Raw genomic sequence first — 25,554 nt, 5'->3', positions numbered from 1 at the left:
ATTAACGTTATTTTTTTAACTTTCTCTCAGTTGCCAGCAGAACATATATTGTTAAATTTTTCTCATATATTCTGACAATTGATATTTTATTCACATTATTTACGTGATTATGCACAATTTTCACCATAATATTTCGTTATGCTCATATTAATGTTACTGTTGACCAAATAATCAGTTTATTTATATAATAAAAACATAACAGGTCACGGTAAATACTTTTAACGAAAACACAAACAGGAGGATTCCCAAATGGCAAAAAAAGAGAACACTATCCCAACCATCATCGACACCCCTGAAGCCCTTACTGCAAAGATTGCAGCCATGAAAGAGGCACAGAAGATTTTCGCAACATTTACCCAGGAGCAGGTAGATAAGATTTTTAAAGCTGCCGCTACTGCTGCTGACAAAGCACGTATCCCGCTTGCTAAAGATGCTGTTGAAGAAACAGGAATGGGTATTGTAGAAGATAAGGTTATCAAGAACCATTACGCAGCCGAATATGTATACAACGCATATAAGAATACCAGAACCTGCGGTGTGATTGAAGAAGATACTGCTTACGGTATTAAGAAAATAGCTGAGCCGATCGGTCTGATTGCTGCTGTTATTCCTACAACCAACCCGACATCTACTGCAATCTTCAAAACTCTGATTGCGCTGAAAACACGTAATGCGATCATCATCAGTCCTCATCCCCGCGCAAAGAAATGTACCATTGATGCAGCAAAGGTTGTTCTGGAAGCAGCTGTAGAAGCCGGTGCACCGGAGGGAATCATCGGATGGATTGATGTTCCAAGTCTTGATCTGACAAATCAGGTTATGCGCGAAGCAGACATTATCCTTGCTACAGGTGGTCCCGGAATGGTTAAAGCTGCCTATTCTTCCGGAAAACCTGCTTTAGGTGTAGGTCCCGGAAATACTCCTGTTATCATTGATGACAGTGCAGATATCCGTCTGGCAGTTAACTCCATCATCCATTCCAAGACCTTTGACAATGGTATGATCTGTGCTTCCGAACAGTCTGTAACTGTTCTTGAGAGCATTTATAAGAAAGTAAAAGAAGAATTTCTTTACAGAGGATGTTACTTCCTGAAACCGGATGAATTAGAGAAAGTAAGAAAAACTATCCTTATCAATGGCGCATTGAATGCAAAAATCGTAGGCCAGAAGGCTGCCACTATCGCTGAGATGGCCGGTGTTGCAGTTCCTCCTGAAACAAAGATTCTGATCGGTGAAGTTGAATCTGTAGACATCAGCGAAGAATTCGCACATGAGAAGCTTTCCCCTGTACTTGCCATGTACAAGGCCAAGACCTTTGACGAAGCGATTGCCAAAGCTGAACAGCTTGTAGCTGACGGCGGTTATGGACATACCTCCGCTCTCTACATTGACACAAGAGAAAAGGAAAAAATGGAAAAACACGCAGCAGCTATGAAGACCTGCCGTATCCTCATCAATACTCCATCTTCTCAGGGCGGTATCGGCGACCTTTACAACTTCAAACTTGTTCCGTCCCTGACTCTGGGCTGTGGTTCCTGGGGTGGCAACTCCGTATCTGAGAACGTAGGTGTAAAACATCTTATCAACATCAAGACCGTTGCTGAAAGGAGAGAAAATATGCTCTGGATTAGAACACCGGAAAAAGTTTATTTCAAAAAAGGCTGCCTGCCGGTTGCTCTGGATGAACTTGGCACTGTTATGCACAAGAAACGCTGCTTTATCGTAACAGACTCTTTCCTTTATAAGAATGGATATACTAAAAAGATCGAAGATAAATTAGATCAGATGGGAATCGTACATACCTGCTTCTACGATGTAGAGCCAGATCCATCTCTCGCTTCTGCAAGAGCCGGTGCTGCTGCAATGAGAATGTTCGAGCCTGACTGCATTATCGCAATGGGCGGTGGTTCCGCAATGGATGCCGGCAAAATCATGTGGGTTCTCTATGAAAATCCGGACGCCAACTTTGATGATATGGCTATGGACTTTATGGATATCCGTAAGAGAATCTTCACATTCCCGCATATGGGTAAGAAAGCTTACTTTATAGCTGTTCCAACATCTTCCGGTACAGGTTCCGAGGTAACACCTTTTGCTATCATTACTGATAAGACTACAGGTATCAAATGGCCTCTGGCTGATTATGAATTAATGCCTGACATGGCTATTGTTGATACAGATAATATGATGAGCGCACCTAAGGGACTGACCTGTGCTTCCGGTATCGACGTTATGACTCATGCACTTGAAGCCTATGCTTCCATGATGGCATCTGATTATACAGATGGTCTTGCATTAAATGCGATCAAACTGGTATTTAACTATCTGCCACGTGCATACAAAGATGGTTCTGATGTAGAAGCAAGACAGCATATGGCAAATGCTTCCTGCATGGCTGGTATGGCTTTCGCAAATGCTTTCCTTGGCGTAAACCACTCTCTTGCTCATAAGCTGGGAGCTTTCCATCACCTTCCACATGGTATTGCAAATGCTCTGGTTCTGCTTCATGTTCTGCGCTATAATGCAGCCGAAGTTCCAGCTAAGATGGGTACCTTCCCACAGTATCAGTATCCGCACACACTTGCACGTTACGCTGAGATTGGCCGTTCTGTAGGTCTGACAGGCAAGAACGACAGCGAAGTATTTGAGAAGCTTCTCCAGAAACTGCAGGAACTGATGGATACTATCGAGATCAAACATACGATCAAAGAATACGGCGTAGACGAGAAATACTTCCTCGAAACTCTGGACGAAATGACCGAACAGGCATTCAACGACCAGTGTACCGGTGCCAACCCGAGATATCCATTAATGTCTGAGCTGAAAGAAATCTATCTGAAAGCTTACTATGGAGAGGGAAATATTCCTGAATCCAGGAAGGCCAAAGAGAAAAAAGAAACGAAATAAGATTTGCTGAAAATAAACCTTTTCCTTTAAAAATATAGTGTTTAAACCAATATAATAAGGGCTGTCAAAAAACGACAGCCCTTATTATATTATTTCTTACTGCGATATGCTTCTGCTTCCCAATGTGTGATGAAGTATGTAATATCATCTGTCATGTGAAGCGGGCCACCAAAGCTTTCTGCATATACTGCAAGCTTAATGGCATCTTTTACAAGAAGCTGTGCTTTTGCAGCTTTTCCCTTATCATCTTCCATGATAAAGGCACCGACTCCCTGTACCAGGATCAGTCTTGGCTCTTTGTCATTCTCTGCCATAAATGCATCCAGCGCAGCTTTTGCCTGGTCAATATCCTCTACAAATAACGGATATGGTCCACAGTATACAATGTGATCCGGTGTAAATGGTTTCAGAAGCGGTGCAGCCGCTGCCTTATCTTTTACGAAGTTATCAGCTTCCGCTACAGGTACAACTTCTACTGCATGTCCCAATAACCGGGAAAGCTTCTCTGCTGCCTGTTCTTTTTCAGATGTAACAGCATCACTGACATCAGCAGTTCTCTTTACCTGTTTCTCTAATTTACTGATCACGCCGTCAAATAATGCTCCAATTTCCTCTACAGTATTTGCTGCAACGAAAATTCCGTGATTCTGGAGCAGAAGAACCTGAACATCTTTTCCAAATTCTTCTTTATAAGCATTCATTTTCTCATAGCAGATACGCGCAAGTGTATATCCGGGTTTGCAGATATCAATCCAGAGTACATCTTTTCCAAGAAGCTGTTCACTGAGTTCCTTTGCCCCTTTTCCGCAGGTCAGTCCATTGACAAGTGTAGGATGAACATGCAGTACATAAGTATAGGCAAATAAGTTATGAAGCAGTGCTTCTACACTTGGACGTTTTGTTTTGTCAGCATCTGTTACTGCAGCCATAACATCTGCAAGATACAGTGATTCACGTTTGACATCGTCTTCCGGATAATCTGTTTTCATGATCTCATTCAAACGTGCTCTGCTCATTTCCACAAATTCCTCTGACTTGATTGTAGCAAGCTGTGTACCAGAGCCTTTTACATACAATGTGGTGTCGTCTTTTACTGAAGTATTACCACCGCCTGCAAGAACATAGGCAGGGTTGCTTCCATAAGTATTTGACATTTTTACTAAGGTTGAAAGATCCATAGTTAAAATACCTCCCATATTTTAATAGTTTTGCTATTACCCATTCCATTGTACACGATATCCTACTTTTTTCCAAGTGTTATAATGTTGCTGTTCACACACCACTATCCCGCGAGGTGTTTTGGCATGATATGCCAAAATCCCGAGACATACAAGCCAAAATTCCATTGCCGCAGGCAATCTGGAATGAATTTTGGCTACGTTACTGTGAACGGAGTAAACAGTAACGTTATAACAATCCCGCAAATAATCTCATAAACAGCTGTCCCAGGCGCAGATATGCGCTGCGTCCGGTACTGTACTGTTCTGTGACTTCACGGCATTCATCCATTGTTGCTGCAAGATCATTTCGGATATCCAGAACTGCCTGGCAGTCTGCCATAAAGCAGCCATTTTCAAAATGATGATACAGACTTCTGTAATCCAGATTTATAGTTCCGCAGGTTGCCATACAATCATCTGCCACACTCATCTTTGCATGACAGAAACCAGGTGTCCATTCGTAGATACGCACTCCATGTTTTACCAGTCCATGGTAAAAGGAACGTGTGATGTTGTAGATCATCTTTTTATCCGGAATACCAGGTGTGATGATCCTCACATCCACCCCACGCTTAGCAGCCAGACACAGGGCATGGCTCATTTCATCTGTGATGATCAGGTACGGAGTCATAAACCAGCAGTATTTTTCCGCTTTATTCGCCATACTGATATACACCTCTTCGCCTACCTGCTCATGGTCCATAGGACTGTCCGCATAGGGCTGGATAAAGCCTGTCTGCTTTGCCTGATAATCTGTGTGAACCAGAAATCCGGTAAAATCACTGTCATTTTTATCCTTATCACTGACAGCATTCCACATCTCAAGGAATGTTACTGTCAGGGAACGGACAGCCTCGCCCTCCAGACGGATACCTGTATCCTTCCACTGTCCATAAGGATGTGTAAAATTAAAATATTCATTGGCAAGGTTGTAACCGCCAGTAAATCCCACTTTTCCATCGATCACTGTGCTCTTGCGGTGATCCCTGTTATTCAGAAACACATTCAGACCCGGAGTAAAAGGGTTGAACACTCTGCAATGGATTCCCACATTTTCCATTTTCTTAATGAAGTCTGTATTGATAAACCCAATGGAACCCATGTCGTCATAAAACACTCTGACTTCTACGCCTGCCTTTACGCGGTCTTCCAGAACTCTCTGGATTTTATGCCAGGCCTGTGCATCCTCAATGGCATGATATTCCATAAAAATGAATTTCTCTGCCTTTGCCAGATCTGCCAGCTGAGCCTCCAGCCCTTTGACTGCCTCATCATAATAAATAACATCTGTATTCTGATAGACCGGATAGGAGGCATTTTTCTGTATATAATCAGAAATATTGCCTGCCTTCGGGATTTTCCTGCCAAGCGTTTCCCTGCACTCACTGTCATTGGGAAGCAACGGCAGAAGTTCCCTGTCGATCTGGTCATAACGCTCCCGCATTTTACGGGTACCGCCATTGAGACCAATCAGTAAGTACAATCCCACTCCCAAGATAGGGAATACAAGGATCAAAATAACCCAGGGCATTTTCATAGATGAAGTCTGGTCTGACGCATACAGCTTAAGAACCAGTACACCTGCAAGAAGCCTTGTCATCAGATTGATAATCTCCGCATATTGATTCAGCTTTGTGATCATAGCAATGATAAAAGCTGCTTCCAGTAAAATACATACTGCGGAAAAGCATAATCGTTTTACACCATTTTTCGTTTTCGCCCTGCCTTCCAGGGTATCCTGTTTCATATTCTTTCTCTCTCCCTCTGTCATTATACGTTAATATTCACTCTGTTCCCAGAACACATATCAGACAGATAAAATCGTCCGCTTTTTTTACTTGCTTATAACCGGATAACTGCTCCGCAGTTTCAGTCAGGAAAGATTTTCTGCACATTTATTTGTGCCTATATACTCTGCTACTTTATCTGTCACTTTATTGCAGATTACCGTATAAGCTGCTCCCAGTACATTGGCGCCTATACGAAGCGCTACTGCTGCCGGCATTCCGAAGATCCCTGCTGCAATAGATAAGGCTCCAAAAGTATTAAATGCAGTCTGCCACGGATATCCAGCTGAATATCCAACTCCGATTCCTCCGATCATTCCTATGTACGGATACATGGATTCAGGAAGTACCAGATACAGCACAATAAACAACAGGCATCCCACAACATTGAACATTCCTCTTCTCACAGACCTTGGGACACAATCCTCTGTAAAAGGCAGACATACGGACATACAGGCGATTCCTGCCCACATTGCTCTTGGAAGTCCCAGAAGATTCATAAACAGCATTGCGCTGGATACGATCAGTGTCAGTTTCACATACCATCTGCTTCTTGCTGACTTAAGATCAAATTCCCGGAACAAATCCAGGAAGGTTCTTCGATAGGCTCTGTTTCTCTGGTTCTTATAGAAGACGATCATACAGATCACCATTCCCACCAACAAGCCGATCACACGGAAGGTGTATTCCTTTCCTGTCACATCATAGCCCAGAAGCAGCAAATAGCCCAGCACAAAGGTGGAATGATTGTACATGATCACATTGTGACAGCCCAGTATCATCAGCAGTAAAATACACACAGCATTCACTGCAAACGCAGCTAACGGAGGCACCATATTTGCCAGACGGGGTCCTGCCATAAGAATACCGAAGATCCCTGCAATGGAAAGCAGTCCATGTGTTGTCCTGATCCCGAAATCTGCCTGCCGCAGCACAAGCACTGCCAACAGAACAGTAACACCAACTACACTGTTGCTACTCCCTGTAAGCTTACTGTACATGCTCACCACTGCTACGCAAAAAGCCATAACCAGATACACTTTAAAATTATAGATTAAAATGTGCCGTCTTTTCTCTTTGGGATCTGTGGTGCTTCTGATCAGCTGTTTGGAGCCGGTCGAACTCAATTGTAATTCCTGATAAAATGTCATGTCTCGTTACCTCTCTTTCGTGAAAATCTATAAAAATTTATGAATTACCTTTTTTAGTAACGAGCACTATACCGCAGTTCCCTCTGTTAGTCAAGACTTAATTATTTTTCCAGGTCTCTTCTGATTATTTCTTCCAGCCTGTCCAGATCCTCATTGTCAGGATGAGATAACGCCCTGTCAAAATTCTGGATCAGTTCATCCAGGTTCGGCGCATGATCCGGCTTCTCTTTCATCTTTACGTATCTGTCCCTAACTGACTGGGGCATTTTCCCCTGACACATAAATTCTCCCATCACTGTATTACTCTCATCCACAGATTCTTTAACTTTCCCGAGAACCTGTTGGAAATAGGCTTCACTGCCTCCGAAGCCTGCTGTTCCAAACAGAAAGATCTTCTTATTTTTCAGGCTCTTTAACAGTTCAAGTGTTACAGGATCTGCATTCCCTATATCTGTCCAGAATCCAATGTATAATATGTCGGATGAAAGAGCCTTCGCTCCTTCTGTTCCAAAATAATCACAGTTTTCCTCAGGCAATACCTCCCTGATCTTCTCCGCAAGCTTCTTTGTGTTTCCTGTTTTACTGCTGTACAAAATTGAGTATCTTTGTGTTCCCATGCTGTCTTGCTCCTTTTCGTTTATGCACTCTCGGAGTCTTCCTTGTATTTGCTTTTGTAAAAAGATTCCGAGAGTACATTTTTATCTGCGTTATTTATATCAGTTATAAATCCTCGTCCGACACTCCATCCCGGAACATTTTCAGTAGCTCTTCCAGGCTTTCTCTCAGTTTTTCATTCTTATTATACTGAACCAGCACCACTGTAACAATGGCAGACAGAATTATGCATCTGCGGATCAGTTTTCGGATGCGGATACATTTCTTTACATCTTTTCTTCCCTTTTCATAGAGTTTTTCTGCCATCCTGTCAGCTCTGGCATCTTTGCAGGCAATATAATCATCAATCACCTGCTTATCCTCCTCACAGATATCCAGATTCTCATACTGACTCCTCAGCTCCTCGAGTTCTGCATTATTCTGTCTGATTACTGTATCTTTGCGGTTGATTCTCTCAGCTGCACTCCGGCTCATTCTCTCTGTTCGTTTACTCATGATAAAAACTCCTTTCGTTTATTTTTTATTATCTCCTATTTTAAACTTTTCTCAGGCTTTTCTCAATAAAATAATAAAATAATGGAGGACTCCTTTTTTATAAACTTAAACAGGGAGAGTATAACTCAAAATGAGTCATACCCTCCCTGTTCTGGGGATCCTATTTCCCGATCACTTTTTTATTTTTTGAACTGTTGAAAATAGTTTCATCTAACAGATATTAAACATTACATTTCTGCTGTAAGAATCTCTAATAATTCTCCATAAAGAGCCTGATTCAGATGCATCGCATTCAAAGATGCCACAGCATCCTTTCCAAGTTTCTGTATGGTAGATAAAATTTCAGATTTCAAATTGTATTCAATCTGCGCACGTTCCAGAACAGCAAAAATCTCTTCTGTCCATCTATGCTCACACTCTGTTATTCCATCAACAAACTCTACACATATTTCCTGATCCACTGGAATATCCTTTACAATAATCTCAAATCTGTCAGGATTCTTTTTCCATTCAGATACACAGTCACATTCCCGGTCTCCGACATATATTTTAAAGTTGGATTCCTTCACACCATAGAACCATAATTTCCATGTACGGTTCACAGGAATTACATCTGTATTTCCCGCAGCCCTGGAAATTGTAAATATATTCTTCTCCTTTGCAAACCGTGTTTTTACCCAGTTCTCATCATTATCTTCCGCTGTATCCCCCTGATCTTCCCACAGTTCAAATGATCCTGTATTACCAGGGAATATTTTTATCAGGAATTTTTCCGGATTATCTATGGAATTGTCATATTCCTCCATATCTTTCAGCGGGATAATACCGCCCTCTTTTACAAGTACAGGAATCTCATCTATAGTTCTCCACAGTTCCATCAATCGTCCGCCATCATACCTTCTTCCATTAAAGAAATCATACCAGACTCCTTTAGGGATCCAGGTAACTGCTTTGGCAGCAACTGCAACCTCATCCATTTTTTCCGTAATCGGAGAAACCATCATCTCATTTCCAAAATAATAATTGTTTGGCACATGATAAGTCTGCTCCTGATCCGGTTCCTGATAGTACATTGGCTGTACAAGCGGAATTCCGTCTCTGCTTGCATACTTATTCATAGTATAAAGATAAGGAACCAGGCTATGACGCATACGAAGATACTTCTTCATTGTTTCTTCCACAATCCGGTTATACTTCCACGGTTCTTTTCCATTAAATGGATTATCTGTACTGTGAAGGCGGTTGATCGGAGAGAATACTCCCAATTCTACCCATCTGGCAGTCAGTTCATCATCTCTGTATCCAAACATATGACCACCAATGTCATGGCTCCACCATCCATATCCGATATTGCTGGCATTTGCAGTGAAATATGGCTGGAACTTCAGACTCTCCCATGTAATAATCGTATCACCAGAGAATCCAATGGGATATCTGTGGCTTCCCGGACCTGCATATCTGGAAAAGGTAAGTTGTCTCTTGCCTTTCCATACACTGTCAAGATAGTGATAATGGTTCAACATCCAAAGGGGATCCAGACCCGGTATTTTCGTAACAGTTCCCTGCTGCCAGTCAAGCCACCAGAAATCTACGCCGTCTTCTTCCATCGGATGATGCAGATCATTAAGATAAACCTCAAGGAATTTATCATCTGCTATGTCAAAAAGTACCGGCTCTTTTTGCTCAGGATCCATTCCCATTTTCTTTGCAATACGTGGATATGCTTCTTCATATGGGCGGATTCCATCTGCCGGATGAACATTCAATGTTACCTTCATATTATGGTCATGAAGCCATTTCAGGAATTCCGGCGGATCCGGAAACAGCTTTTTGTTCCAGGTATAGCCTGTCCATCCGCTTCCATATACAGGATCCACATCCTCAACAAGATGCCAGTCCATATCGATAACAGCTACTGAAAAAGGAACTTTTTCTTTTTCAAATCTCTCTACCAGCTCTTTATACTCTGCTTCATCATATTTGTGGTAACGGCTCCACCAGTTACCCAGCACATATCTTGGTAAAAGAGGTGTTTTTCCACAAAGATGATAAAAATCCTTCAGACATTCAAGGAATCGATGACCGTAACCAAAGAAATAAAAATCTTCTCCTTTGTTTTGTCTTGGTTTTACAGAACCATTTTCCATAAGTACCATTGTATGAGAATCATTCAGAACAGAAAATCCGTCTTTTGACATAATTCCATGTTCCAGCGGGATTTCACCGTTGGCCCAGTCCAGAGTTCTTGCAGTTCCCCGAAGATCTTTCGTCTCTTCTCCGTAATGCCATACTCTCTCTCCTGCCATTCCACCTGCAACGCGGACCATCAGACCGCCTGGTGTAAATTTCTGTTTATCATAATGAATCTCCAGATTCTTTGTATAGATATCAAGAGTTTCCTCTTTTTCTACAACACGAAATTCCGGAACAGGAAATTCTCTGTTGTAAACCATCTGGGTTGCATGATCTTCAAATTTCCCATCTTCGCTATACTCAAATCTGATTAATGCGGTTGTCAACATTGATATTCTGTAATTTTCCCCCTGCAGCACTGCGCCGGCAGAGCACAAAGGATGTGTTGGTACTGCGTATTTTTTTAAGCTCATCAGTTTATGCCTCCTTTTTACTCTTTAACTGTTTACTCCTTGACTGCACCATTGGCAATTCCGGCTACGATCTGTTTCTGGAACAGTAATACCATCACTAAAGTAGGAATTACTACAACTACAGCAGCTGCCGCAATCTGGTTCCAGTAAATTGTATACTGCCCTCTCAGATATCCGATACGGACCGGAACTGTCTGGATTGATTCATTACTGTTCATGGTACATGAAAGAAGATATTCGTTCCATGCTGAAATAAAAGTCATAATCGCAGTTGTAAATACTCCCGGTGCTGCAATTGGAAAAATAATTCTCCATAAAGTTCCCCAGGTAGAACATCCATCAATCTTCGCTGCCTCCTCCAGTGCAAGAGGAACCTGTTTGAAATGTGCCACCATAATCCATACTGCACTTGGCAGAGTAATAGATGAATACGCCAGACATACCCAGTAGGAATTCAGTTTTCCAAGAGAATAGTACATATTGAACACCGGTCCGATAATGATCATCTGCGGAAACATTGCTACTGTAAGGATCAATGCCATCAGAAGATTTTTTCCTTTGAATTTGAATCTGGATATGATATATGCAGACATAGACGCAACAACAATTACATACAAAGTAGTAAATCCGGACATAACAAAGCTGTTCCATACTGCCCTGAGAATATTTTTTTCAAAAATAACTGTTTTAAATGCATCTAGTGTAGGGTGCTGCGCAATAATACGATATGCGCCATCTCCGAATATTTCTGTTTCAGGTTTAAATGATGTGACCAGAATCCAGAAGAATGGAAATACTGAAATCAGCAAAAAAGCAATAATAAAAATCCAGCTTACTACTTTAAACGTACTTACCTTTTTCATCCTTTCTCCCCTCCTTAGTCGTTTCCCATGACATCTGCCCCAAGTACTTTTACATACAGGAATGCAATAATTGCTACTACAACAAACATTCCCATAACAACTACGGAACTGTATCCATAATTACTCTGGTCAAACATCAGCTTATAAGCATAAATAGATAAACTCTCTGTTCCATTTCCAGGACCGCCACCTGTCAGGATTGCGATCAGGTCGTATACACGGAATGCATCCAGTGTACGGAATAACAAGGCAACCAGAAGGCTTGGTTTCACCAGTGGCAATGTAATCTTAAAGAATGTCACCACCGGACCTGCACCATCAATCGCAGAGCTTTCATAAAGGCCTCTGTCAATAACCTGCAGGCCTGCCAGCAGAAGAAGTGCCATATATGGAGTTGTTTTCCATACATCTGCAATAATTGCAGCACTCATCGCCCCATGAGAGGTCAGAAGCATTGCAGACTGACTGTTTATAATTCCCAGTTTATTAAACAGAAAAGAAACAATTCCATAACTTCCATCATACAGATAACTCCAGATCATAGCTGATACTGCTGTGGGGATTGCCCACGGAATCAGCGCAACCGTACGGACAAGACCGATTCCTTTCATTGCTTTATTCATAATCAATGCCAGAAGCATTCCCAATACCAGCTCAATTCCTACTGAGATCACTGTAAAAATCAGTGTATGTCCCAGAGCTTTCCAGAAACGGGTATCTTTGATCAGATTCCCATAAGCCTTCAGGCCAATAAAATTAGACTTTACAATACATGTGTCCATTTCATCTAAAATCTCCGGTATTTTGTCTTTATTATAGAACTCTACATCCGGATATTTATCATAAAGTGCAGTAATATCTGTTCTGAGCTTTTCTTTAAAAGCAACCAGTTCATCCTTTTTATCAGAAGAAATCTTCTCTGTTCCCTTTGCATTTTCATATTCACTCATTACGCTGCTGACTGTTGCCTGGATTTCCTCTACTGCTTTCTGATCCTCTTCTGACATTAAAGTCTTATCATCATCCAGAAAATAATTGATATAATCACAATCCTCATAGAACAGCTCTCCATTAAAACGTTCTGACAAATAGAAGCTGTTTGCGGTCTGATCATTAATGCGATAATCAAAAAATGTATACATAAAGGATGTTACAATTGGATAGATAGAAAAAACACCAATAAAAATCAAAAGCGGCAGAATAAACAGAAACTGCTTAAAGGTCATTTTCTTAACCATGTTTTTCTCCTTTTCTCTGCAAAATTGATATCTGAAAGTTCAAAAGGACTGTCTGACAAACCGGACAGCCCTTTTATTCACTGAAGTTTTTATTTTCCCTCTGTGTCCAGTAAAGTCTCTATCTGATTTACTGTATCATCCAGTTCAGCCTCACCAGATAAATATTTGTGCATAGCAATCTGCAGATTATCAGATAATTCCTGATAATTGTCAGAGCTTGGACGGGCAATCGTATTATTTAATGCTGCAATAAATCCAGGATTTTCCAGAAGCTTGTTTCCTTCTTTTACTTTTTCATCATCAGCTGCTGCAGTCCATCCGGGAGCACTTCCGCTTCCAGCTGCATAGATCACCTGTCCATCCATGGAAGTAAGGAAATCAAGGAATGCCCATGCGCCATCTTTATGTTCACTGTTTGCATTAATTGCTGCAAGCCATCCACCGATACAGGATCCATTTGGAAGAGGTGCAATATCTATCTGATCCTGATGAACAGCAGTCTCATCTGTAAGGAGTGCCCATGCATATGGCCAGTTTCTTGCAAAAACACAGTCTCCATTGACCATGCTGTTTGCGGTCTGATCTTCCTGATATACTAGAATATCTTCCGGAGTCGCGTCAGAATCAACTGCTTTCTTCATTAATTCCAGGCCACCCTTGACATCATTGAAATTATTTGTCCATTCATTTGCATTACATACAAGTCCTTCATACTGATTAGCCTGGAATACAAGTCCGGTCTTTGTTCCTTCCTGACCTTTGTAGTTCTCTGCCATAGTGATCAGATCATCATATGTATAATCTCCACTTACCAGTTTGTCCGCATCTTCCTGTGAAACAATATCTTTGCGGAAAAATAATACACCATAATCCGGATTAATAGGCAGTGCATATGTTTTCGCACGATAAGTTCCTGAATCAAGAGAGCCTTTATTATATTCAGATGCCTTTCTTCCGGATTCTTTCATATATCCATCCAGTGCTTCCAGATATCCGGCACCTGCCAGATCGCCAGCCCAGGCAGTATCAATAGAAACTACATCATATTCAGAACTTCCGGCAGAAAAAGAAGTAGTCAGCTGACTCTTTTCCTGATTTGAATCATTAGGAGCAACCACAATGTTTACTGCGTATTTGTCCTGACTTGCCTCAAATGCATCAATTACATTCTGCATAACATCCATATGTCCATCATCTGCTCTGAAAAAATTAATGACTTCACGTCCGCTGTCATCTTTCTCCTCTGCCATTACCGGAACTGTTATTCCTGCTGCCATAACTGCACACATAACTAATGCTAATACTTTCTTTCCTTTCATTTTGATTACCTCCTGCTATCTTCCCTTAAAATCATTGTATTCTCTGTAGGTGTTGCGCAACACTTAGCTTGTATTTATAATAGCATCTATTCCTAAAACGCGCAATAGGTGTTGTGTAACACCGTATATTTACATATTGTTATTCTATTGTTTTTATACGTTTTGCACAATCGCATAATTATTGGCCCAACAACAGTCCGCTTATGTCAAACAGTAAAAAAGCCTGAAAACACGAAAAATATATTTCATTTCCCGCATTATCAAGCCTTTTATTTTAATTCTGTTTTCTGGTACTGTCACGAATCACTAACTGTGTGGGAAGAATCACTTCCTTTTTTCTTACCTCTTTTCCCTCAATAAGATCAATAAGCATCTTCACTGCCTCTTCCGATTTTCTCGGAATATCCTGATTAACTGTTGTCAGGCGCGGATATAGCATTGTCCCGTAAATATTATTATCGAAGCCTGCAATTCCTATATCATCCGGAATTTTATACCCATCCTCCTGAAAGCTTCTCATGACTCTTGCTGCCAACTGATCACTTACACAAAAAATAGCATAATTTTTGCCACAAAAGCGTTCTAACTCTTTTAAACGTTTTCTCCGTTTTTCTGAATCTGCAGGATCTACATAAATATGATATTTCGCCTGATATTCCCGTCCATTTTTCCTAAGTGCCATTTTGTACCCTTCTACACGCACAAGCTCTGCACCTTTGGCGGTTTCTTCCATCAAAACCAGGATTTCCTCATAACCGCATTGAAATAAATAATTTACAAGATTATAACTTCCATTTAAATCATCCAGTCCAATATTATAAATATCCGCATCCTGTTTTCCATATGTATCAATTCCAACCACCGGACAACCGTCTACAAGATTTCTTAGTTTCTCATAATCTTTCTGCGCAAATGTAACTGTAATGATCCCTGCCACACTCCACGATGCAGACATCTGGAAAATTTTATCCAGATCCATTTCTGCATACAAAAGCATATAATATCCCGCTTTACGCAGTTCTCTTTCTATAATTCCCACGATTGTTCCATAGAATGGGTCTGCAATGGTTGTATCTTCATAAACTTTTGTTGTATGAATCACCACACCGATCAGCCTGGTCTTTCCCCTGGTCATTGTCTCCTGGGCCAGCTTCGGGACATAGTGGTTTTCTTTTAACGCTTTCTGAATACGTTCCACATTTTCCTTGGAAACTTTATTAGTCCTTCCGTGAATGACATTTGCAACTGTAGTCGGACTAACCCCTGTAATATTTGCTATATCCTTAATCGTAACCATATCTTCCTCGTTTACTTTTTTATTATTATATGTTTTTTCACCATTTTTTTCAATCCATGAATGTTCTATACAAATGTTATTATTCCATAAATTGTTTTGGTATGAATACGATCTTCAGAATTATGTCAGTTTGTGGACAGTTGTCCCTTTTATAAATACTGGCTAAACTCAACCTTCTCTTTATTCGGTCCCTCAATTGTAAAGAACTTTACTCCGTTTTCCCAGAAGGGAAGAAAATGAACGGTATCGTTGGTTGTATTTAATCCTGCCTGATTAATCATTTCATATACTTTTTCAATATCTTTTACATCAATCGCCATATGATCGATGGCACCGGCTTCCATCTTAGCTGCTTTATTCTCATATGTCTCAACAACAAGTGTATTTAATTTCAGAAAAGCAACCTCTTCATCTGCTTCCTCATTTACTGTACGAAAAGCAATTTCAAATCCCAGAGCCTTATAAAAATCAATGGTTGCTTCAATATCATTGGTCGGAATTCCAATATGCTGAATTCCATTAAACTGTTCTTTTAAATTCATTTTCATTTTCCTCCTGAAAGTCAGTTATAATATCCATCTGATGAAAATCATCCAACATATTTATGTATTGTTGCTCTTACAGCTCCAGGTCCTGCAATCATCTCACGGAACATATCCTCAACCTTCTCTCCCACACCGTCTTTGTAAAGGTCAGTGAAGAACAGACGCTCATTGGAAAGAATTGGTTTTAACTGATCCTTAAATGTTTCAGGTTTACCTACTACAATATCCTTAAACTGTTCCTGCAGTTCCTCATTCATTGGGTCCGGTGCAAGTTCAAATTTATTTCCTTCATCATCTACACCAAGCATATATCTGAGCCATCCTGCAATTCCCAGCGGAATGGCTGTCAGTCTGGAAGCATCTCCGAATTTCTGTACATATGCTTTGATTGTTTCGCCGAAACGGATGCCAACCATCTGAGATACATCTACTGCCAGACGAAGGTTGGTGTCTCCCAGATATTCATTTGGAAAACGATCGTTAAAAAGCTCATCCACAAATGCCTGAGGAGAAAGGATTCCAGGGTCAGCAACTACCGGAAGACCTTCATCATAAGCAATCATACGTGCCATTTTCATCATATCTTCATTTGTATTAAGCATATGCGCAAACAGCTCATATCCAAGAACTACTCCCAGCGGACCTGTAGCAGAATGAACCGGATTCAGACATACGGTTACTTTCATACGTTCAGAAAGGTTAACTGTATTTCTGTCTGCCATATATACGCCGAAACCTTTTTCCAGAGCCGGACGTCCGTTAGGGAAGCTGTCCTCTATTACCAGATACTGTGGTTTCTCAGCATTGACAAATGGTGCAATGTATGTCTTCTTACCTGTAATCACCGGCTGCATGTTCTCAACACCCAGCTTCTCAAGGTCTGCTGCAATCTGCTCGCTTGGACGAGGTGTGATCTTATCGATCATTGTCCATGGAAAAGCAACTACTTTCTCATCGCTTACATAGTTTACAAATCCCTCATCAACAAATCCTGCTTTCTTCCACTCTTCTGTCATTGTCAGTACTGACTCACGAAGCTTTGCACCGTTCTGTGAGCAGTTATCCATGGAAACCAGTGCGATCGGATATTTGCCGGCTTTATATCTTTCATAAAGCATTGCAACCAGAACTGCCATGGCACCAGCTGCTTTGTCCGGACCATTCTTGATATCTTCCTCTACAAACGGGAACCATGTTCCATCAGCTTTCTGTAATGCATAACCTTTCTCTGTGATCGTAAAGGAAACCATCTGCAGGGATTTGCTTGTGAAGATTTCTTTCAGGCGTTTCCACTGTGCTGCATTAGAAGACTGTGCCTTCACTGCTTCTGCAAAGGCTCCGACTACTTTATACTCACGGGTTCCATCCCCATGCAGGATTACACTTAATCCCAGATTGTCATATGGATCATAAATCTTATCTACTACATCATAATCAAAAGTTTCCACACAGGTAATCCCACGGTCCAGCACTCCCTCTTCCAGAAGACCATCTGCAATTCCACCGATGAATACGCGGAAAATATTTCCGATACCAAAGTGAACCCATACCGGATTCTCCTTTGCATTCTCAGAGGCAGCCTCTACATCATAACCCGGAAGAGCGATTCCTGCCTTTTTCCATGCTTCCTGTTCCTTGATTCCATTGATTGATAATTTCATGTTATATCCTCCTTGTTTGTCTTATTCGATGCTTATTGTTTGTTATTATGTTTTTTACTTACGTTTATATCTTAACTGTAAGTTGAGTATATATCTTTTATTTTAAAAAATCCATTGACAGAAATTCTAATTTTCAAACAACTTTTTTGTCTATTTTACTATAGTGTGCTGACAAATTGATGTTGCTGATCGTGCCGGATATTTTTATTGTTTTTTTTTCGTTCTATGCTACAATAAAACTGAAACTTAACATTATCTTGTAACATAATCAGGAGAATATTATGAGTGAAAAGGGATTGACCAACATTAGTCTCAAGAAAATAAATAAATCAAAGGTTTACCAGTACATTCACAGAAAAAAAACGACCTCCAAGCTACAGATCGTTCAGGAACTGCAGATGGGTTTATCCACTGTCAGTCAGAACCTGAATCTTCTGGAACAGGAAGGTCTTATTGAAAAAAATGGTTTCTTTGAATCCACCGGTGGAAGAAAGGCAAACGCCCTTCAGATTGTATCAGATTTTAAAATTTCCATTGGCATCGGTATTTTAAAAGGGATGTTTCATATTACTGCTGTAGATTTGTATGGAAATGCTTTCTATACAGATACCTTTCCGCTTCCATATTCCAACACACCGGATTACTATAAACAGGTTACTGACGCAGTAAAAGAATTCATCTCATCGCGCCAGTATGACAATGACAAAGTTCTTGGCATCTCCATTGCCACACAGGGTATCACATCCCCGGATCATACCACTGTACTATATGGAGATATCATGAATAACGCAGGCATGAAACTGGATGATTTTTCCAGATATCTTCCTTATCCCTGTTATCTGGAACATGATTCGAAATCAGCTGCGTTCCTTGAATTATGGAATCATCCGGAGCTTGACAGTGCTGTTATCATCCTGCTGAACCGAAATCTGGGTGGCGGCATCATTACCAATCATCAGATTCATCAGGGGATCTCCATGCACAGCGGAACTCTTGAACATATGTGTATTAATCCCGACGGCCCACTTTGCTACTGTGGCAGCCGTGGCTGCCTGGAAACCTACTGTTCTGCCAATGCACTGGAACAGGCTGCGGGTATGCCTACCAAAGAATTTTTTCCTCTTCTGCGCGAAAAAAAATCTCCCCAGATCATACAGATCTGGAAAGATTTTTTAAACCATCTGGCATTTGCCATGAAGAATCTTAACCTTGTTATTGATGCACCGATCATCCTCAGCGGATATCTGGCACCTTATTTTACAGAAGAAGATATTGAATCTCTGGCAGAACATCTCCATACAGCCGCACCATTCATACTGGATAAAACACAGATTCTGGTCGGTACCAACGGACAATATACACCGGCAATCGGAGCGGCTCTGCATTATGTAGAGAAATTTATTCAATCCGTTTAACTATGGCAAGCCTTATAAATAATGCAATCAAGACAGTTCAGCAGAGTGCGAAAGACAAGAAAGATATCTGACGCAGGACTTCACACTATGATGGGCTGGATTGCTTGCATTATTTTATGGAATTGCTATAGATTGCTATAAATCAGATAAACTTCCTGCTATTCATACTTTCATATATCGCTGATTTCTGCTATTCGGTTTATCTGGTAATGTCATTTGGATCAAATTCATCTCAAGTGCGGGTTGCAAATAATTTCTGCGGAATCCATCTCTGGACTTTAACCCCAGTTTTTCCATAAGTGTTTTTCTTGTATAAGGCGTATCATACTCCATGATTTCAAGCATTTTCCTGACAGTTTCTGAAAACTGCTCATTTTCTTCATTCATCTGAAGCGAAATATCTTCCAAAATCCTGTCTATCTGCGACAACATAAACTCTATAAAAATGGTAGATTCTCCTGAAACATGACATCTGGCAATCGCATCATAATATTCATCCTGAAATTTTTCAATCCGACTTTCGATTGGAATAAACTCAAATACATGTTTCCATTTAGACAAAATAGCAGTGTGCCATAATCTTGCCATTCTTCCGTTACCATCAGCAAATGGATGAATAAAGACAAACTCATAATGAAATACACTGCTCATAATCAATGGATGAACACTATTCCTTGATTTCTTCATCCATTCAAACAGTTCATCCATAAGCTGCGGTACAAATTGCGCCGGAGGCGCCATAAAAATGCATTCACCTCCATTAAAAACTCCCTCTTCTCCATGGCGAAACTCCCCACATTCTTCCACAAGATATTTTGTCATAATCCCATGAAATTTCTTTAAATCTTTTATACTATAGGGATTAATTTCCGAAAGGCTTTCATACGCCGCATATGCATTTTTTACTTCCTGTATTTCTTTCTGTTTCCCCAGTACAAGCCTGCCATTGATTACATCCCTGACCTGCCCCAGAGAAAGAGAATTCGCTTCTATTTTTAAAGATGAATGAATAGATTTAATTCGGTTATTCTTTCTCAGGTGCGGTTTTGTTTCCAGACTGCTGATTGCCGTGATTCGCCCTATTTTTTCAGAAATTGAAGACACATATGATAATATCTCATTTGTTATTGTAAATGGCGGTTTATATTCTCCCACAAAAACACCTCCAGAATTTCCGTTATCTTGCACACTATCTTGCACACTTTTTTGCGTACTTTCTTCTTCGATTATATAAATATGATAACACAAATATCAAACAATTCCAAATTTTATATGTTTAAAATCATCTATATAATTGATTTTACGTTACTGTTCACACACCACTGTCCCGCGAGGTGTTTTGGTATGAATATGCCAAAATCCCGAGACATACAAGCCAAAATTCCATTGCCGCAGGCAATCTGGAATGAATTTTGGCTACGTTACTGTGAACGGAGTGAACAGTAACGATTTTACAGTCTGTTTCTGTTTTGATTTCATATTCTTGCTTTCTATATATTTTTCCAGTTATAAAACAGACAGGCATGTTCTGCCTGTCTGCTTTATGTAAGAAATTCTTCTTTTTACTGTTCTGTTTCATGTTTATCTGCATTTTTTTGCATCTCATATTCTTCCCGGTTTGTGCGGGCTACGATTATTCGGGCAGCAAATAAGCAGAGCATAATTACAGCTATAATCAGAATAAAAACTATACTCTCCGTCATATTATCAATATCCCAGAAACTGATTATAGAATTTCCAAAAATGCAGGCTAAAGTAAATGCTTCAACAATACACTCAAGCCATATAATGGAACTACGGTAATTTTTCCCAGGCAAATTGCGGTCGAAGTATGCCATGACGCCAAAAGTGATCAGGGCTGCTGCAAGCAAAATCCATTTTATGGGTACAGAACCTATCTTCCATGAAATATGAGTACCCCAGATACCGAAGCCAATACCTCCCAATATAATCGTTACCAGACCCAGAAGATAAATTCCTATCTGGAAACCTCTCAGACGTTTCTCGCCAATGCACTGGATCAACAGTCTCTCGGTTTCTCTTTTGTAATCTTCTGATTCTATTTTCTTTCCGGACAGGAGTTCGCTGACAGTGATGTCAAATGTTTCGCATAGAGCTTCAAGAAGGGTGATGTCAGGGAATGATCTTCCGGTATCACATAGTTAAAGATATTGGTGTCATTCAATCAATTTTGCCGATAAAGCGGTAGAAGATTTCTACCTCCTGTTCCCGGCTTCCGTCCTCGTTCTTGACCGCTTCATGGACAAGGATTTTCTCAATCAGCGTGTTCAAGAGTTCGGCGGTGAGTTCCGTGGGATTGACGCACTCTTTCATCAAGGCAATCCATTTTTCTGCGTCTGCGGTGCTCTGGCTTTCAGCGGCAATAGCGGATTGAAGCTGTTCAATCTTTTCTTCCAGTTCCGCCTGTTCGCTTTGGTACTTCCCGGACAGCATATTGAAGTTGTATTCCGTGATACGCCCCGCCGCCCAGTCCTCATACATCCGGGCAAACAGGGTATCGACCTCGGCTTTCCGCTTCTCCGCTTTTTTCAGTTCAGCGGCCTGCTTCTTCCTTGCGGCGGCCTGTCCTTTGTCATTGGCGTTCAGCAGCCGCTTCAAAAGCTGTTCTTCATCGTGCTGTACCAGCCCCGACCAGTATTGCAGACGGGAGAGAACATAGGCGTAAAGCACATCATAGCGGATGTAGTGCATGGAGCATTGGCGTGTGCCTTGCCCGTTCTTGCTGCAATGGTAGTAGCCATAGGGCTTGCTGTTCTGCCTGTTCTCCCCGTAGGCCAGCGACCAGCCGCAGTCCGCACACTTTATCAGTCCCGCAAAAATCTGTGTCGTGCCATTCTTGCGCTCCCTCCGGCGGCTTGCAATCTGTTCCTGTACCTGCCGGAAAACCTGTTCGCTGATAATCGGCTCCTGCGTGTTCTCCACCCGCACCCATTCACTTTGGGGCTTGCGTATCCTCCGCTTGTTCTTAAAGGAAATATTGGTCTCCCGGTAGTGGATGGTATGGCCGATGTAGGTTTCATCTTTCAGAATGCTTTTGACCTGCGCTATCGTCCATGCGTAGCCTTTTTCCTCTGGTGCGCCAGCGTAGATATTGGCGAAAGTCCCGTCACGCTGGAAATTGATAAATCCCGGCGTCGGTACTTTTTCCGCAATCAATATCCTTGTAATGCTGGCCGCCCCTTTGCCGTGAATAGCAAGGTCAAAAATCTTCTCCACGATCCAGCGGGTTTCCTCGTCGATTATCAGCTTGTTCTTGATTTCCGGGTGCTTCTTGTACCCGAGGGGAGCATAGGCGCTGATACGCTGTCCGGCGGCAAACTTTGCCTTGAAAGCAGTCTTTACCTTACGGCTGGTGTCCTTTGCGAACCATTCGTTGAACAGGTTTTTGAATGGCACAAAATCGGACAGTCCCTTTTCTGTGTCCTCGTTCTCCGCAACGGCGATGTACCGCACCCGTTTTTCCGGGAACAGAAATTCCAGATAGTAGTCCATCATCACATGCTCCCGCCCGAAACGGGACAGGTCTTTGGTGACAATGCAGTTTACTTTTCCGGCTTCCACATCATCCATCATGCGCTGGAAACTCGGACGCTCGAAGTTTGTCCCACTCCATCCATCGTCCACATATTCCCCGACCACATGAAGCCCCTGCTCCCTTGCGTACTGTTGCAGGATTGTCCGCTGCGTTTCAATGCTTACGCTGTCGCCATAGCTTTCATCGTCACGGCTCAACCGCATATAAAGAGCCGTGTTGTGAATGGTAGTATTGTAAGGTTGTTTCACCGTAAAAATCCTCCTTCTAAAGAAACAACCCACGCTTACAATACTTTTGCTCTATGGCAATTATATCATAAGCGTGGGCGTGTATCAACGATGGGTCACGAAGAAGCGGCCTTTGCCGCCGTGTGCCGGACTACATCAACGATCAGATCTCCAATCGGACGACCGCCAGCGGCGAAATGTTCGGAGATTTTGATACGGTTTTTCCCACATACAAAATACTGTGTGCCGTTCTCGTCAGTAATGACCTGCCCGGTGTGTATTGTATCAATAATGTCGCTTTCGCTTTTTACCATCCAGTGTCCTCCGTATGATTATTTTTCATCATGCAGCTTGAATTTCTGTTCATAGCGTTTACCTCTCTCTTGTTCGCTGCTGCCGTTTCAGTTCCGCCAGTATATCCGGCGGAATACGGTCAACCAGCCGCTGTAAATCGTCCAATTCGCTTTTCAGCTTTGCCCGTTCCATCGTATCTTTTATCTTGCCTTTTTCACTGGCCTTCGCCCTTGCTTCCAGCTTCTCATTTTCCGCCAACAGGTCATTGATTGTGACCTTGTACTTTTTCAGTTGCCCGGAGAAATTCTCCATCTGCGGGAACCACTTTTTCAGCATGGAAAGGGCTTCCTCTTTTTTCTTCCCGGCGTTCAGCGGGTTGATGCCGTCAAGGGTGGCTTCAATGGCTCTGGCCTGCCGGGAGAGGGAAACCGCCTGTTTGAAAAGCCGGGTGGGGATATGCTTCCGGCCTGTCTTGCTGGCGCTCTCCCCACGCTCCAAGTCGGGATATTTCTCCACCATATAGGCGTGAAAATCGTCCTGCCACTTCGTCAGGTTTGCCCGGTTGCCGATAATCTCCTTAGCGCACAGGCGATTGTCCTTTGTCAGCGGAACAAAGGTCAAATGCAGGTGGGGCGTTTTCTCGTCCATGTGTACCACCGCCGACACGATATTTTCCCGTCCTACCCGGCCAATGAGGAAAGCCGCCGCCCTTTGGAAGAACGCCTGTATCTCCTTTGTGGATTTCCCCTTGAAAAACTCCGGGCTGGCGGTTATCAGCGTATCGACAAACCGGGTGCTGTCCTTGCGGGTTCGGCACCCGGCCTGTTCAATCCGGCTCTGAATGAAGCGGTAATAGCGTCCCTCCGGCTTGACGATATGGAAGTTGTACTTGCTCCGGCTGGTGTCAATGTCGGGGTTGCTGGCGTATTGTTCTTTCTGCCGTTCGTGATGGGCTTCCAGCGGCCTTGCCGGGTTGCCCTTGTGCTTCTCAAACCGCAAGATTGCGTGTTGCGCCATTCTACTCCTTTCCCCATTCCTTTCCTATCCGGGGTTTTCCACAGGGAAAATCCCACAGAAAATAGCTCGGATAGGATTGGAATGGATAGAATATAAATCAATCATTTTAATCTTTGTATTTCTATATACCGTTCGGTTTTCGTACTTCAAGAGGGCGGTTTCCGTACTTCATGGGTACGGTTTTCAGTCCTCCGGCGTACCAGAACCGGATTTCTTGAAGTCGGTGTTTGGAACCGCTTCATGGGATTTTGGGAAAATGCGGTTGGGTTTTCCACAGCCCTGCTTCTGGATCTCCACCAGCCCGGCGTATTGCAGTTCCCGCAGGGTGTTCACCGCTTTCTGCCGCCCACAGTGAAGCAGGTCAACCACTTCACAGATAGGGTAATACAGGAAAATCCGTCCGCAGTCATCCGCCCACCCATTTTTGCGGGATAACTCTGTCCGGCGCAGGATAAAGGCGTACAGAACCTTTGCCTCGTTGGACAGGGGCTTGAAGGTAGGGGCTTCAAAGAGGAAATTCGGGAGCCGGGTGAAGCTGAACGCCTGTTCCGGCTGGTGAATGTAAATCGTGTGTGTCATATCGTGTTTTGTGGACGGTTAGAAGCCCGTTTTCCGGGGCGGGCGATACTTTATACCACCTGCCCCGGTTTGGGGCTTGCAAAGCCTTATAAATCACAATGTCATTAACTTAAAAGCAGAAGATATTTATTCCTAAAAGGATTAGATATCTTCTGCTTTTTTTGATATGCTTATATTGTAAAAAGAAGCCATGAACCTGCTCAAAAAAAGGATGTGATTATACATGAAACATTCTCAGAAACGTACATTCATGGATATAGAAAAAATGAGTTCTGATGAATTTAAGGCATTTTGCCGATTAGGTAATAAAAATCATTTTACCAGAATCCGAAAAATGCCTCTTCAGGATCTTCTTTTCACAATGATAAACAGAAAGGGGCTGACGTTGGCATTGGAACTGAGAAATTATATGAAACTTGCTCATCCTGGTGTGTCTATTTCAAAACCAGGATATCTAAAACAGCGTATGAAACTTAATCCAGATGCTTTTTTGGAATTGTATAAATATCATAACCGTAACTTTTATGCAGATTCCACCTTTTCAACTTACAAAAATCATTTAATATTAGCTGCTGACGGCTCAGATATTAATATTCCTACCACTACTGAAACACTGAAACTGTATGGTTCTGCAAGCCGAAAAAACACAAAACCCCAAGCACAAATAGGATTAGGCTGTATTTATGATGTAATGAATCGTATGATACTGGAAAGTGACTGTAATAAGGTGAAATTTGATGAAATGCGCCTGGCCGAAAAACA

The 25,554-nt window shown here is 41.9% G+C and carries 21 protein-coding genes and 1 pseudogene; 3 read left to right on the top strand and 19 right to left on the bottom strand.

The window, feature by feature from the left end; genetic code table 11:
- Nucleotides 1-249 precede the first annotated feature (249 nt).
- Nucleotides 250-2,907 (top strand): bifunctional acetaldehyde-CoA/alcohol dehydrogenase, encoded by a 2,658-nt coding sequence (gene adhE / locus AC075J_RS10110; RefSeq protein ID WP_476390292.1) that lies wholly within the window; start codon nt 250-252, stop codon nt 2,905-2,907.
- A gap of 89 nt (nt 2,908-2,996) precedes the next feature.
- On the opposite strand, the gene AC075J_RS10105 is transcribed toward adhE, so the two are convergent.
- The 12 genes from AC075J_RS10105 to AC075J_RS10050 all read right to left on the bottom strand — a co-directional run bounded on the left by AC075J_RS10105 (nt 2,997) and on the right by AC075J_RS10050 (nt 17,704).
- Complete coding sequence (locus AC075J_RS10105; protein ID WP_476390291.1) at nt 2,997-4,085, bottom strand: class II aldolase/adducin family protein; 1,089 nt, start codon at nt 4,083-4,085, stop codon at nt 2,997-2,999.
- Nucleotides 4,086-4,314: 229 nt separating this feature from the next.
- Entirely contained in the window at nt 4,315-5,874 is a 1,560-nt protein-coding gene (gene cls, locus AC075J_RS10100; RefSeq protein WP_476390290.1) for a cardiolipin synthase, read from the bottom strand.
- Between the two features lie 126 nt (nt 5,875-6,000).
- Entirely contained in the window at nt 6,001-7,065 is a 1,065-nt protein-coding gene (locus AC075J_RS10095; protein ID WP_118409142.1) for an FUSC family protein, read from the bottom strand.
- 101 nt (nt 7,066-7,166) lie between these two features.
- The gene (bilS, locus tag AC075J_RS10090) at nt 7,167-7,682 is read right to left on the bottom strand and encodes a flavodoxin family protein BilS (RefSeq protein WP_025579275.1); all 516 of its coding nucleotides are present in this window, start codon (nt 7,680-7,682) and stop codon (nt 7,167-7,169) included.
- A 103-nt stretch (nt 7,683-7,785) separates the two neighbouring features.
- A complete protein-coding gene (locus AC075J_RS10085) occupies nt 7,786-8,175 on the bottom strand; it encodes a hypothetical protein (RefSeq protein WP_118409141.1) in 390 nt (129 codons plus the stop codon).
- Between the two features lie 227 nt (nt 8,176-8,402).
- Entirely contained in the window at nt 8,403-10,781 is a 2,379-nt protein-coding gene (locus tag AC075J_RS10080) for a glycoside hydrolase family 31 protein (protein ID WP_118331179.1), read from the bottom strand.
- A 32-nt stretch (nt 10,782-10,813) separates the two neighbouring features.
- Complete coding sequence (locus AC075J_RS10075) at nt 10,814-11,644, bottom strand: carbohydrate ABC transporter permease (protein WP_118331180.1); 831 nt, start codon at nt 11,642-11,644, stop codon at nt 10,814-10,816.
- Nucleotides 11,645-11,658: 14 nt separating this feature from the next.
- Nucleotides 11,659-12,882, bottom strand: coding sequence for a carbohydrate ABC transporter permease (locus AC075J_RS10070; protein ID WP_118331181.1), 1,224 nt, complete (start codon nt 12,880-12,882; stop codon nt 11,659-11,661).
- 89 nt (nt 12,883-12,971) lie between these two features.
- The gene (locus tag AC075J_RS10065) at nt 12,972-14,201 is read right to left on the bottom strand and encodes an extracellular solute-binding protein (RefSeq protein WP_118331182.1); all 1,230 of its coding nucleotides are present in this window, start codon (nt 14,199-14,201) and stop codon (nt 12,972-12,974) included.
- A 274-nt stretch (nt 14,202-14,475) separates the two neighbouring features.
- Complete coding sequence (locus AC075J_RS10060) at nt 14,476-15,498, bottom strand: LacI family DNA-binding transcriptional regulator (RefSeq protein ID WP_118331183.1); 1,023 nt, start codon at nt 15,496-15,498, stop codon at nt 14,476-14,478.
- A gap of 149 nt (nt 15,499-15,647) precedes the next feature.
- A complete protein-coding gene (locus AC075J_RS10055; protein WP_022381321.1) occupies nt 15,648-16,040 on the bottom strand; it encodes a VOC family protein in 393 nt (130 codons plus the stop codon).
- A gap of 47 nt (nt 16,041-16,087) precedes the next feature.
- On the bottom strand, nt 16,088-17,704 hold the full coding sequence (locus tag AC075J_RS10050) for a mannitol dehydrogenase family protein (RefSeq protein WP_476390289.1): 1,617 nt from the start codon (nt 17,702-17,704) through the stop codon (nt 16,088-16,090).
- 281 nt (nt 17,705-17,985) lie between these two features.
- Between AC075J_RS10050 and AC075J_RS10045 the strand changes: the two genes are divergently transcribed.
- On the top strand, nt 17,986-19,119 hold the full coding sequence (locus AC075J_RS10045) for an ROK family protein (protein WP_476390288.1): 1,134 nt from the start codon (nt 17,986-17,988) through the stop codon (nt 19,117-19,119).
- 162 nt (nt 19,120-19,281) lie between these two features.
- Here AC075J_RS10045 and AC075J_RS10040 read toward each other — a convergent pair whose 3' ends face one another.
- The 7 genes from AC075J_RS10040 to AC075J_RS10010 form a co-directional block, all read right to left on the bottom strand.
- On the bottom strand, nt 19,282-20,274 hold the full coding sequence (locus tag AC075J_RS10040; RefSeq protein WP_476390287.1) for a Fic family protein: 993 nt from the start codon (nt 20,272-20,274) through the stop codon (nt 19,282-19,284).
- A gap of 157 nt (nt 20,275-20,431) precedes the next feature.
- On the bottom strand, nt 20,432-20,698 hold the full coding sequence (locus AC075J_RS10035) for a hypothetical protein (protein WP_476390286.1): 267 nt from the start codon (nt 20,696-20,698) through the stop codon (nt 20,432-20,434).
- The gene (locus AC075J_RS10030; protein ID WP_390386922.1) at nt 20,682-21,143 is read right to left on the bottom strand and encodes a hypothetical protein; all 462 of its coding nucleotides are present in this window, start codon (nt 21,141-21,143) and stop codon (nt 20,682-20,684) included. The genes AC075J_RS10035 and AC075J_RS10030 overlap by 17 nt, the downstream gene beginning before the upstream one ends.
- Before the next feature lie 157 nt (nt 21,144-21,300).
- The gene (locus tag AC075J_RS10025) at nt 21,301-22,878 is read right to left on the bottom strand and encodes a recombinase family protein (protein WP_118569007.1); all 1,578 of its coding nucleotides are present in this window, start codon (nt 22,876-22,878) and stop codon (nt 21,301-21,303) included.
- Nucleotides 22,879-23,018: 140 nt separating this feature from the next.
- Entirely contained in the window at nt 23,019-23,216 is a 198-nt protein-coding gene (locus tag AC075J_RS10020) for a hypothetical protein (RefSeq protein WP_009271129.1), read from the bottom strand.
- Nucleotides 23,217-23,274: 58 nt separating this feature from the next.
- Entirely contained in the window at nt 23,275-24,213 is a 939-nt protein-coding gene (gene mobV, locus AC075J_RS10015) for a MobV family relaxase (protein ID WP_118519989.1), read from the bottom strand.
- Between the two features lie 183 nt (nt 24,214-24,396).
- Nucleotides 24,397-24,792: a replication initiator protein A gene (locus AC075J_RS10010; RefSeq protein ID WP_118568998.1), complete on the bottom strand. Its 396-nt coding sequence runs from the start codon at nt 24,790-24,792 to the stop codon at nt 24,397-24,399.
- Between the two features lie 250 nt (nt 24,793-25,042).
- On the opposite strand from AC075J_RS10010, the pseudogene AC075J_RS10005 reads away from it, so the two are divergent.
- Nucleotides 25,043-25,554, top strand: a pseudogene (locus AC075J_RS10005) (IS4 family transposase); the annotation flags it as partial.

The organism is Blautia sp. ZXY-1-C6 (assembly GCF_056339875.1).
Note: the sequence above shows the minus strand (reverse complement) of the source record. Positions and strands in the feature narration are given on the sequence as shown.

Bases quoted from the DNA above. Each gene is read 5' to 3' on its own strand.
- adhE (WP_476390292.1), top strand. From the start codon at position 250: ATGGCAAAAAAAGAGAACACTATCCCAACCATCATCGACACCCCTGAA.
- AC075J_RS10105 (WP_476390291.1), bottom strand. From the start codon at position 4,085: ATGGATCTTTCAACCTTAGTAAAAATGTCAAATACTTATGGAAGCAAC.
- cls (WP_476390290.1), bottom strand. From the start codon at position 5,874: ATGAAACAGGATACCCTGGAAGGCAGGGCGAAAACGAAAAATGGTGTA.
- AC075J_RS10095 (WP_118409142.1), bottom strand. From the start codon at position 7,065: ATGACATTTTATCAGGAATTACAATTGAGTTCGACCGGCTCCAAACAG.
- bilS (WP_025579275.1), bottom strand. From the start codon at position 7,682: ATGGGAACACAAAGATACTCAATTTTGTACAGCAGTAAAACAGGAAAC.
- AC075J_RS10085 (WP_118409141.1), bottom strand. From the start codon at position 8,175: ATGAGTAAACGAACAGAGAGAATGAGCCGGAGTGCAGCTGAGAGAATC.
- AC075J_RS10080 (WP_118331179.1), bottom strand. From the start codon at position 10,781: ATGAGCTTAAAAAAATACGCAGTACCAACACATCCTTTGTGCTCTGCC.
- AC075J_RS10075 (WP_118331180.1), bottom strand. From the start codon at position 11,644: ATGAAAAAGGTAAGTACGTTTAAAGTAGTAAGCTGGATTTTTATTATT.
- AC075J_RS10070 (WP_118331181.1), bottom strand. From the start codon at position 12,882: ATGGTTAAGAAAATGACCTTTAAGCAGTTTCTGTTTATTCTGCCGCTT.
- AC075J_RS10065 (WP_118331182.1), bottom strand. From the start codon at position 14,201: ATGAAAGGAAAGAAAGTATTAGCATTAGTTATGTGTGCAGTTATGGCA.
- AC075J_RS10060 (WP_118331183.1), bottom strand. From the start codon at position 15,498: ATGGTTACGATTAAGGATATAGCAAATATTACAGGGGTTAGTCCGACT.
- AC075J_RS10055 (WP_022381321.1), bottom strand. From the start codon at position 16,040: ATGAATTTAAAAGAACAGTTTAATGGAATTCAGCATATTGGAATTCCG.
- AC075J_RS10050 (WP_476390289.1), bottom strand. From the start codon at position 17,704: ATGAAATTATCAATCAATGGAATCAAGGAACAGGAAGCATGGAAAAAG.
- AC075J_RS10045 (WP_476390288.1), top strand. From the start codon at position 17,986: ATGAGTGAAAAGGGATTGACCAACATTAGTCTCAAGAAAATAAATAAA.
- AC075J_RS10035 (WP_476390286.1), bottom strand. From the start codon at position 20,698: ATGAAACAGAACAGTAAAAAGAAGAATTTCTTACATAAAGCAGACAGG.
- AC075J_RS10025 (WP_118569007.1), bottom strand. From the start codon at position 22,878: ATGCGGTTGAGCCGTGACGATGAAAGCTATGGCGACAGCGTAAGCATT.
- AC075J_RS10020 (WP_009271129.1), bottom strand. From the start codon at position 23,216: ATGGTAAAAAGCGAAAGCGACATTATTGATACAATACACACCGGGCAG.
- mobV (WP_118519989.1), bottom strand. From the start codon at position 24,213: ATGGCGCAACACGCAATCTTGCGGTTTGAGAAGCACAAGGGCAACCCG.
- AC075J_RS10010 (WP_118568998.1), bottom strand. From the start codon at position 24,792: ATGACACACACGATTTACATTCACCAGCCGGAACAGGCGTTCAGCTTC.